This window comes from Bacillus spongiae, from assembly GCF_037120725.1.
GTDB classification, from domain to species: Bacteria; Bacillota; Bacilli; order Bacillales; family Bacillaceae_K; genus Bacillus_CI; species Bacillus_CI spongiae.
Genome location: NZ_JBBAXC010000018.1, coordinates 87,189 through 97,942, shown reverse-complemented (window position 1 = coordinate 97,942; position 10,754 = coordinate 87,189). Strand labels below are relative to the sequence as shown.

8 protein-coding genes are annotated in these 10,754 nt (G+C 35.2%); 4 read left to right on the top strand and 4 right to left on the bottom strand.

The window, feature by feature from the left end; translation table 11 throughout:
* Positions 1-328: 328 nt before the first annotated feature.
* Positions 329-1,297: a polysaccharide deacetylase family protein gene (locus WAK64_RS18445; RefSeq protein ID WP_336588480.1), complete on the bottom strand. Its 969-nt coding sequence runs from the start codon at positions 1,295-1,297 to the stop codon at positions 329-331.
* 162 nt (positions 1,298-1,459) lie between these two features.
* Here WAK64_RS18445 and WAK64_RS18440 point away from each other — a divergent pair, with 162 nt between their 5' ends.
* From WAK64_RS18440 to WAK64_RS18430, 3 genes are read left to right on the top strand one after another with little or no spacing between them, the layout of a single operon-like run.
* Entirely contained in the window at positions 1,460-2,689 is a 1,230-nt protein-coding gene (locus WAK64_RS18440) for a hypothetical protein (protein ID WP_336588475.1), read from the top strand.
* Positions 2,690-2,708: 19 nt separating this feature from the next.
* Complete coding sequence (locus WAK64_RS18435; protein WP_336588474.1) at positions 2,709-3,416, top strand: response regulator transcription factor; 708 nt, start codon at positions 2,709-2,711, stop codon at positions 3,414-3,416.
* Complete coding sequence (locus tag WAK64_RS18430) at positions 3,406-4,791, top strand: HAMP domain-containing sensor histidine kinase (RefSeq protein WP_336588473.1); 1,386 nt, start codon at positions 3,406-3,408, stop codon at positions 4,789-4,791. Before WAK64_RS18435 ends, WAK64_RS18430 begins: the two co-directional genes overlap by 11 nt.
* A 183-nt stretch (positions 4,792-4,974) precedes the next feature.
* Here the strand turns inward: WAK64_RS18430 and WAK64_RS18425 are convergent, their stop codons facing one another.
* Positions 4,975-7,758 (bottom strand): M4 family metallopeptidase, encoded by a 2,784-nt coding sequence (locus WAK64_RS18425; protein WP_336588472.1) that lies wholly within the window; start codon positions 7,756-7,758, stop codon positions 4,975-4,977.
* A gap of 916 nt (positions 7,759-8,674) precedes the next feature.
* Complete coding sequence (locus tag WAK64_RS18420) at positions 8,675-8,968, bottom strand: hypothetical protein (RefSeq protein ID WP_336588471.1); 294 nt, start codon at positions 8,966-8,968, stop codon at positions 8,675-8,677.
* A gap of 528 nt (positions 8,969-9,496) precedes the next feature.
* Here WAK64_RS18420 and WAK64_RS18415 point away from each other — a divergent pair.
* Positions 9,497-10,024, top strand: coding sequence for an NAD(P)H-dependent oxidoreductase (locus WAK64_RS18415; protein WP_336588470.1), 528 nt, complete (start codon positions 9,497-9,499; stop codon positions 10,022-10,024).
* A gap of 52 nt (positions 10,025-10,076) precedes the next feature.
* Here the strand turns inward: WAK64_RS18415 and WAK64_RS18410 are convergent, their stop codons facing one another.
* Positions 10,077-10,433 (bottom strand): winged helix-turn-helix transcriptional regulator, encoded by a 357-nt coding sequence (locus tag WAK64_RS18410; RefSeq protein WP_336588469.1) that lies wholly within the window; start codon positions 10,431-10,433, stop codon positions 10,077-10,079.
* Between the last annotated feature and the right edge of the window lie 321 nt (positions 10,434-10,754).

The following is a 10,754-nucleotide window of genomic DNA, read 5'->3' as shown; positions in this document are numbered from 1 at the left end:
TTCATGATATAATTTTTAAACATAAGGACCCTTCTTTCGATGAGATTTTGTGTGGTAACTTTATTTTATCAGAAGTGGTCCTTATTTTAATTCAAAAATAAACAAAGCCGGTGAAATTTTACTCGTCGTAAAATTCCACCGGCTTTTTCATTTCAGACGTGGGTTTTGTCCCAGCCTCTTTTTATAAGCATCGCAACTTTATTTCGAATCTACACACATAGTACCAATGGATTTGTTTATTTCCTCTACATTATACAACCATGTACATCCCCTCAAAAAAGAAGAGATTTCACTGTTCAATATTATTAATGAAGGAACAAGAGTCATTCTATCGAAAGGTGAGTGGCTTCATTTGTTCTGTTAATGCTCGCATACGATAGCCTTGCTTCGTAAGATTTTGAAGTAATAGTTCTAAGTGAGCAAGTGTCGTCTGCTTTTCATGCAAAAGAATAACCTTTTGCTGTTTTTCTGATGTAAAAGAAGATAACTGATCCATTACATTTTGAATATATTCCCCACTATTAAACTTCCAATCCTCACTATCAACATTCCAATCCCACAATCTAAAGCCTTCTTTGTCCACCGCCTCAAAATATTCTGGTTTCATATTAGGAACAGAACCATACGGTACACGAATCAACTTACTATGGACACCTGTGATTGATTCTAAAGTAGACTGAGCTGTTAACATTTCATTTATAGCAGATTTACTAGACTGATAGAATTTATTAACGTCATGAGTAACACCGTGCAATCCGACACTATGTCCTTCTGCTACTATACTTTTCACGGCCTGGCTATATTTTCTCATGTTAGGTTCCACCATAAAAAAAGTCGCTTTTGCTCCATATTGCTCAAGAATTTCTAAAATTGCTTCTGTATTCTCATTAGGCCCATCATCAAATGTGATGTAAACAGTCTTTTCATTCTCCATAACCGGTGGTTCCTCAACATTGGTATCCTCTATATCTTCAGACGAATTACTAACCATACTATCTTCTTCTCTGTTGGTATTTGCTTCGTCATCATTCGTTTCCAGATCTGTTTGATTATCATCTTTTTCAACTGTGGCCTCGGTTGATGATTCTTTTACGACACTATCTACTCTTTCCTTTGTAAATTCTTCCTTTTGTGCTGCTTTTCCGTTCGATATCTTCGCTTCCCCACTATCTAAAATCCATGAAACCGAAAATATGAGTAGTAGTACCATCATTCCTGCCAGGACAATCCGATTATGTCTTAACCGTGATCTGCTCCGTTTCTTTCTTGTTCCTTGTTTGTCCTTGTCCATGTCCATCACCTTTCTGCCTTCTCGTTACTACTAATAATAGGAGTCAGGCCGACAAAAAGGGTTACTTTTCGGTTACAAAAATTGTCGACTCTTGTAACTTTTTTGTTACTTTTGTCGTTTGAGTTTACACTATACTTATGATAACTATCGGGAGGATGTGATCATCAATTGAAAAAGGGTTTGTTTTCTATCGGTTTTCTTTTCATGTTGACGGGTTGCTCATTATTCCAATCCAATACATCGATAATGAAGCCTCCTGAACTTCCCGTCAAACAACAGAAAGTTAAGGAAGCCATCAATAAATATGTTCCTTCTCAGGCGGAATGGGTATCACCTATTGAAGAAAAACAAGCAAATAAAATATTAGAAGCAGATTTAGACAGTGATGGCACGAAGGAATTAATTGTTTTTTATAGACTGCCAGATCAAACCTCTCAAATAGAAGCTAGTGTGTTAAAAGAAGAAAATGATGGATGGAAAGAAATCATAAAGTTGAAAGATATCGGTCGAAAACTGCATAAAGTCGAATTTACAGATGTAAATGATGACGGTATAAAAGAGATTCTTATTGGATTTTCCTTCTCTGAAGATGCTTCAGACAAAGCACTGATTGTGTTTGAGATTTCCACGTCAAAACCAAAAAAAATAATGGAAACTCAATATAGTACGTTTTTTTCAGGAACATTCAATCAGGATAACAAGGGGAAAATCATTCTTTCCACACTCGTTCGCAACCAAGAGCATAAGGTAAGACTTTATGAATTTAAAAAGAATGAAGCGAATGTTTTAGATGAGTTAGAGCTAGATATGTATGTTTCATACACCAATACCATAGCCGGTTCTCTCTCTCCCTTACTAAAAGGAATGATTTTAGATACAGCTGTAGGGGCACACTCCTCGGAGTCATTCATTATCGGCGTAGAGGATGACAAACTGATCAAAATTATACCAGAAAATTTAGAGGTCAATGAAATTTTTAGAACGTATTTCGTAAATAGTGAAGACACGAATGGTGATGGAATCATTGAATTCGCTCTTCAAAAAGAAGGAAGCAATGAAAATTTGTCCTATGCTGTTATGCCTTACATTAACGAATACTATCAACTTAACGATCAGCTGCAGGCCGAACTCGTTAATCAATACTATAGAAACTACAGTTACCGTTATCGGTTACAATTTCCTAAGGATTGGCCTCCTGTAAAAATAACAGAATCAGAAGACGAACGTTACGTGACATTCCTTTCAATCGAGGATGACCGTGTATTATTTGATATTAATGTGCTGGACAAAGGACAACTTCTGCCGAAAGGGTGGAATATTCTATATAAATCTAATCAATTCACTTATGTAACAAAATCTTCTCCTGAAGTAGGCATGCATTTCGAAATAATTGAATGATGAAAAGAGGTGTAGACGGATGAGACATGTCTTAATTATTGAAGATGAAGAACCCATCCGTGGTTTTATAGAAATTAACTTAATGCGCTATGGGTATGGTGTTTTACAAGCTGGTAGTGCAGAAGAGGGATTAAAGCTGCTCCAAAAAGACCACCACTCCATCGACATTGTCTTACTTGATGTCATGCTTCCAGGAATGGATGGTTTTGAAGCATGTAAAAAGATTAGGGAGTGGAATCCTTCCATCGGCATCATCATGTTAACGGCTAAAGTACAAGAAATGGATAAAGTTCACGGGTTAATGAACGGGGCCGATGACTATATTTCGAAACCATTTAGTCCAAATGAGCTAATTGCTCGCATTGAATCTTTACTAAGAAGAATGGATGTACAAAAGAGACAAAAGAATGTCCAAACGCCCATTACAATGGATGAACAGAAAAGACTTCTCTTTATTAAAGGAAAAAAGGTTGACCTTTCCCCGATAGAATACGAATTACTTAGCACCATCATGAGAGCCAAGGGTGGGGCAATCTCTCGTAATAATTTATTAGATAGAGTATGGGGGTTACATTATGCTGGTGATCCCAAAATAGTGGATGTAAATATAAGACGAATTCGCCAAAAAATCGAAGAAGACCCATCCGCTCCAAAATATATCCTAACCGTTTGGGGCTATGGATACCGATGGAATGACGGGTTACAGGACAGTGAGTATGGGCATTAAAAAACGATTACTTATTCAAAATATTTCTATTATCACCTTAACGATTATTTTATTTTTAGGAATACTTGTTGCCAGCATCTATCACTATTACTACAACGACACTAGAAGTATGTTAGAAAATCACGCAATGAATTCGTCCCAGTTTGCCATTAAATATATGAACATTAGTACTTTTACCTTAAGGAATGAATTAACCAACCTACAAAATAACTTCTCCATTCCACAAGCGGAAACTCAAGTACTGAACGCCAATGGAGATATATTATCTTCTTCTAGCGGCTTCATTCCTGACAAGAAACCAACATTTGATGATATAGAGGAAGCATTTACTAATGGCATCGGAACATGGAGCGGAGAACACCCCGTTACAGGTGAGCATATCTTCGCAGTTTCAGTACCTTTAAAAGGAGAAAATACAACAATTGGATTAATTCGGTTTGTAACGTCGCTCGAATCTCTTGACAAAAACTTTCGAACAATCGTTCTTTCTTTACTCTCGATTGGATTAATTATTTTACTCCTAGTATTTATCGTGAGTATATTTTTTGCACGAAATATAACTAAACCAGTGGTTGAACTTACTGAAGCTTCGCAAAGGCTTGCTAAAGGAGAATTAGAAACACAAATTGTCGGAGAATACAAAGACGAGTTTCATACCTTGAAAATGTCCTTTAATGACATGGCAAGAGAACTGCTTAAAGCAGATAGAATGAAAAATGAGTTTATCTCTTCTGTTTCCCATGAACTACGAACTCCTCTTACAAGTATAAAAGGCTGGAGCGAAACGTTGATTACAGGTAATTTACAAAATGTTCATGAAAACAAAACAGGGTTAACCATTATTACAAATGAAACGGATCGATTAATCAAACTGGTGGAAGAATTACTAGATTTCTCACGATATTCTAATGGATCATTTACGATTCATCCCACTACCTTTTCATTTAACCATTTGATTAACGAAGTCATTCTTCAATTGGATCAAACTTACAAAAGGAAGAACATCTCCATTTCACTGGAAAACGATGAGCCTGTCCAACTTTATGCCGATGAAAATCGCATTCGTCAAGTGTTAATCAATCTATTAGAAAATGCGATAAAATATTCTGACCCAGAATCGACCGTGTTCATTCGCTACTACCAGAATGGTACTTTTTTTACCTTTGAAATTGAAGATGAAGGACAGGGAATCGAGGAGGAACATTTACAACATATTGCTACTTTATTCTATAAGGAAAAAGAGAATACAGAGGGTGTCGGATTAGGCCTTGCCATCTGTAAAAATATTATTGAATTGCATCGAGGGAAATTAACCATAGAAAGTAAAAAAAATGTTGGTACTACCGTTCGCTTTACATTACCACTTCGATTATAAAAAGTTCGGACAGTAAATCTAAGCTGGTTTTATTCTTTTACATCACGTAGTTAAGTTGGATGTTTTTCAATAGTTTAAGGAAAGTGTCAGAGTAACGAAATCAAGTATTGTTTAGTACAAAAAATCATAACGCCTTGTATTACATAATACAAGGCGTTATTTAGATACTAATGGAAGAAATGATTAATCTAGTAATAGTGAATCGTTGAAGTACCGGACCTTATCTACAATGAATCCGTATGCTGTTATACTTTGGTCAGATTCCAATACAACACTAATTTCATCACCTTCTACCTCAACCCAAACATCTTCCTGAGTACCGTCGAAACTTGCCACGATATTACCAGCTTTATCTTTGACATGGACAAAATCATAGTCTTCTTCTGTTTCAATATAAGCAAAGTGTACAGCTACCTTTTGGACACCTGGCTTATTAAAAGTAAATCCATCATTATAAAGATTAGGATATGGATGTGGAGTTTGATAATCTACGATTTCGTAAAACCACTTGCTTTCTGTTGGGTACGTTGCCGTTATTGAATAAGGACTTGTACTGCTTACACCATTCTTCCCAACCACTTTCACATAGTAAGTTCCAGCTACCAGTGCATCATAAACAATTGACTCATCAGTCGTACCTACTTCTTCAGATTTCCCTACTAGTTGTTTATTCTGATCATATAAATAGATATCGTAATTCGTAGGAACATCCGTTAAATTCACCTTAATTTCACCTGGTACTTCCGCTTCAAAACGGTAAAAGTCTTCATCACTTGCTGAAGCAATGGTCGTTTTGTACGGTTGATCAATTGGTAATTCATAAGCCGTTTCAAACGAATCAGTCGCATCATCAATGTCCCAATGAGTTGCGTTGATGGAATATGTGCTTGTACTATTTGCACCGTTCCACCCAATGACTTCAATATAATAGGTTCCCGGTTGTAGAGCAGAATATTCAATCGTCTCATTAGATGTTTCAGCTTCTTCAGACTTCCCTATTTGTTGACCGTTACTGTCATATAGATACAAATCATAATCTGCAGGAACATTTGTCAAATTCACTGTAACATCACTAACGGTTTCAGTTGAGATGCGGTAATAATCTTTATCCGTTGAAGATGAAATAGTGGTCGAGTATGTCTCTCCGTTTGTTAATTCAAAAGCAGCTCCTATATGATCATTTGAATCAGTAACATTTCCAATTCCTACGTCTGCAAACCCTTTTGCTACAGCTTTATATTCTTCACTACCTGCTCCATATAAATCTTCTGAAGCTTGTAATAATGCGTTGCGTGCGTCAATGAATTGTGATTGTGATGTTAAATATTTTGTTAAAGCACGGTAGTAAATCTTCCCTGTTTTTTCTAAATCAATAACAGTTGCAATATTGTAGAAGGCTTTATTAGGAATCCCACTATTAATGTGAACGCCTCCCCAATCTCCTTCTCTTGTAATCGGTAAATTCTGATAATTACTCATATGATCAGGTTGGTTATATAAAGTTGGATTCGCCATGCTTCTTAAAGCATCACCTGCTACACCCGGAGTATATACATCCTCACCTAATAACCAATCTACTGAACCTTCATGATCTGCTTCAACTAAAATACCAAATACATCTGAGAATGACTCATTTAACGCTCCAGGCTGTGCTTCATACACTAAATCGGCTGAATAGTCTGTAATGGCGTGCGCTAATTCATGTGACACTACGTCTAGCGAGCCTGATAATGGAGCAAATGTTACGCCGTCTCCATCCCCATAGATCATTTGTGTACCGACCCAAGCTGCGTTATTCCACCCTACATTTGGTTGATCTGGGTCTCTAACGTGAACACTTGATACAATATCACTTCCTTTATCGTCGTAACTATTGCGGTCATGCTTATCGTAAAAATAATCATAAACAATCCCCGCATAGTAATGAGCATCGACAGCTGCCTTCTGTGCAGCCGCATCAAAGGTATTATCACCATCTGATACAATCGACCCTGTCGCCCATTTGTCGCCTGCATCGTGTGTTCTTATTACACCATCTAATAAGGTAGGATCAGGTGTAAGGTCAGGGTTCGGCTCATCCTCTTTGAACATATTTTTTGTAATATCAACTAAGTAGTATGAACCTTTATCTGCATCATAAAAAGTATTAATTTCTTTACTATCGCCTAAAACGCCTTTGCCATTTCCAATTTTATTTCCCGTTTCCTCTACTTCCTCGGCATGTTTAATTAGATTTTGTGATTTAAGTACTTCTCCTTTTTTAGCATCAATGAAAAATAACTCGCGGCCAATATATGGATCTAAAAACTGCAGTTCTACAATATAGACTGGCAGCCATTTATTCTCATGCTTATACAAGTAAAGATCTGACTTTGGTTCAGCCGTATACGTATCTTCTTTTGGAGAAAAGCTTAGTTCACCTTCCGCTACTTTAATCGCTTCCTTTTGTGAAAGTTTAATAGACTTATTCCATTTTTTCTTTAACAACTTTGGTTCTACTTGTCCATTTATCGAAGTGACAACCCCATCTTTGTCTGTATGCACATTTAATTCTGCACCATAAACCGGGATGCCATCAACAGTGAGCTGCGTTCTATAATGTGTCATACCTAGTTCATCAGATTCACTTTGTACTATCTCAAAAGCTCCGTCTTCAATATTAAATAAATCTTTGTTTTCTTCAAGAAAACCTTTAATATCAACATTTTTATTAGATAGTTTACCAGAAATATAGCGAGGAATCCCCTTCTTTTCATCCCATGAAATATTAAATTTCTCTTTTGCTTTTATTGTTTTTTCTTTCATTTTATTTAGCTTTTTCTGCTGTTTCACTTTCTCCTTTACATCAGTAGAAGGTAGTTCAGTTGCAGAATTTGCTGAAGCAGTACTTACCGTTGCTGGCGTAAATAATGCTCCAAACGAAAGAGAAGTGGCTAATAAAGTGGATACAAATTTTCTCTTTTTCATCTGTTTCTCCTTTCCATTACTCTAGACTTTAATGACGCAAAATTAATCCGACAATTCTAATAATATTACTCGGATTTAAGTTTTTAAAAACTCCGAATTTTTTAACTCCTTTCCTAAAGTATTGTGATTTTATAATATTTCGACAATTTAATCAACTGTTTGACAAAATAACAGGAAATTCTACCTACAAATAGGTTGATTTAGGAAGAACAATATGATTAATTGTTTGCTTGGAATAAAAATTGATTAAATGACTTCTTTTCCTGAAGGTTCAATGTTGGCTTTTAAAAAAATTGAAGACTTTTACTTCTGATATTTAACAATTGTCCCGATTGCGGAAGATAAAACCGAATGTTTAATGTTCAACTCACCTTAACAATAAAGAACCCTGCTTAAGTGAGTAGGGATTAATTAATAAATAAACATATGAATATCAAGGCCTCCAAAAGCACTATATTCACTTATATTACTCCTTTAAATAGGATGTACTATATACTATGTTGGAAAATATTAACTGATTGGGTAAATACTCTTCTACAAGCTCAAATTTTCATAGATTAAAACCCCGCTATATAAATAGTGAGGTTCTACACAAAATATTTACTACAGCGTTGTGATCATATTGCATTACTCTTTATGCTCTTAACCCATCCTCTGTTTTTATTTATGTTAACTTGTTATTTAGCTAGGAGATAGTCTAGAACATCTAAAGATTAAGAAATATAGTTCAAGTAACCCAATTAAGTCACTAGCTTCACCCTACAATTTACAAAATAATATAGTCCTAAAATGAAGAAAAGAACTATCCCTTCTTACAGATTAGCTCCCAATAATGGAATAAATTAACAATATTCTTACCCTATTGCTCACTACAATGAATAACTTGAAACTGAGATCAGTGGCTAATATTCTTCATCTACTCGAAATTTATAGGAGGATTTCGAAAAAGGTCCCTTTTCTTCATATACTCAATAGCTTTAGTTTTATTCTTTTGATTGTAAACATATAATGCTTCATTCTTCTCTCTATAATATAAAATGAATTTTTCCTTTGAAAGAACCCCGTCATTAATCGCTTTTTTCACAGCACAATTAGTTTCTTTCATATGAGAGCAATTAGAAAATCTACACCTCTTCGATAATTCAATAATTTCCCCATGTCCATCTACTTGAAAATCAACAATTTCATTTAGCTTCTTTTTAAATGTCATTGCTTAACCCCTTATCCTTTTATTATGTTAGCTTACTACTTTAATTCAATAAAATAAGGCGCTTATCCTTCATTTGGTATATTTAAGTTATCTCGATTTCATGCCTACCATCACCCTACACAATTCTTCAATACAAGTAGATCTGGTCATCGTCTGATGTTTTTTTATGAATTTGAATGAACATGAACGTTCTAACCACCTAGTGTCACTTTTTTCTCTCATTTCATTTTCAAGTAACGAATAAGTCTTGGGCATATTGACACTATTATTCTAAAAAGGGTGCGTGATTAGTATGGAAAATCAATTTAAAAGGAAGTAATATCAACCTGAATAATTTTTATTAACAGTTAAATGGTAACTACAAACAGAAGAAAAAACACCTCCCTCACAAAGAGAAAAGGTCATCAGCACTTACCTTTAGGTAAGTACATGTAATAAATGTGCATACTTACATACTTGTAGTGTTGAGTTTATAATAATTTTCAGAGGATGAAATGTTGAATTTATTATAAAATTTAGGAGGAAGAAATGAAGACTCTTGTTATCATAGCGCACCCGAATTTAGAAACATCCGTTGTTAATAAAAGATGGGTTGAAGAATTAAAAAAATATCCCGAACAGTATACTATCCATGAGTTATATAAAGTTTATCCTGATGGGAAAATAGATGTAGAAAAAGAACAAAAACTGGTTGAATCTCATGGAAATCTTATTTTTCAGTTCCCCATCTTTTGGTTTAATTGCCCACCTCTTCTTAAACAATGGTTGGACGATGTTTTTGCTTACGGATGGGCCTTTGGTTCAGAAGGAGATAAACTAAAAGGTCGTAAGCTTGCTTTGGCTGTATCTGCAGGAATAAAAAATGAAGATTACAGTGAAAGCGGAAGATATCAATTCACACTTGAACAGATTTTAGCTCCATTTAAAACAACTGCTATCTATTGCAAAGCAGATTATCGTTCATTCTTTGCGTTTTATGGCGCAGAATATGAACCATCTAAGAGTGAAATTGAAAAAAGTGCTTCTGATTATCTACAATTTCTTAAGGAGCTATAACACTAAAAAAGTATTCTCTAAATTAGAGAATACTTTTTTAGTGTTATAATTACTACTCAGCAACTTTGGAGACTGACAAACGATTTTTCTCCCCCCAGTCGCACATCATATCTAGTAACGGAATGAGCGAAAGACCTCGTTCAGATAAAGAATATTCTACTTTTGGAGGTATTTGGGGAAACTCTTTTCGTATAATGAGATTATCCCTTTCAAGTTCTTTCAACATGACACTTAACGTTTTAAATGGAATTGTATCAATACATCTTTTCAGCTCATTATGTCGCATTACCTTATTCTCATAAAGCCAATACATAATAATCATTTTATATTTGCCGCTTATCAAGGACAATGTATAACCAAAAGCAGTACTTTTTAACTCAACTCCAGTTGGAACGCACGTTTCACTCACAACTTACATCCTCCTCTGATCAGATAGTATTATCCTTTAATAGCTATATTTAATAATATATCATAGTCATTATTCATTATTCATCAAATAGGGGCTAGTCCCAAAAATACGGATTTAAAAATGCTATGGCTATTTAAAGGCTTTTAACCCTGCTTCCACAACAATAACCGATCAATCTAGCTTGGCTTCTTCTTTTTCTCGAGTCTCAAGATCACGTCAATCCTCCGTTGCTAGTTGTCATTCATTTCCTCTTCACGTTTTTTGGACGTCGCCAGCTCGTCGTCCAATCGAGCATCATTCGGGTCAACATCAACAATTCGT

What these genes read in the sequence shown, in the direction of transcription:
- WAK64_RS18435 (WP_336588474.1), top strand. Translation starts at nt 2,709, where the DNA reads ATGAGACATGTCTTAATTATTGAAGATGAAGAACCCATCCGTGGTTTT.
- WAK64_RS18420 (WP_336588471.1), bottom strand. Translation starts at nt 8,968, where the DNA reads ATGACATTTAAAAAGAAGCTAAATGAAATTGTTGATTTTCAAGTAGAT.
- WAK64_RS18415 (WP_336588470.1), top strand. Translation starts at nt 9,497, where the DNA reads ATGAAGACTCTTGTTATCATAGCGCACCCGAATTTAGAAACATCCGTT.
- WAK64_RS18430 (WP_336588473.1), top strand. Translation starts at nt 3,406, where the DNA reads ATGGGCATTAAAAAACGATTACTTATTCAAAATATTTCTATTATCACC.
- WAK64_RS18425 (WP_336588472.1), bottom strand. Translation starts at nt 7,758, where the DNA reads ATGAAAAAGAGAAAATTTGTATCCACTTTATTAGCCACTTCTCTTTCG.
- WAK64_RS18445 (WP_336588480.1), bottom strand. Translation starts at nt 1,297, where the DNA reads ATGGACATGGACAAGGACAAACAAGGAACAAGAAAGAAACGGAGCAGA.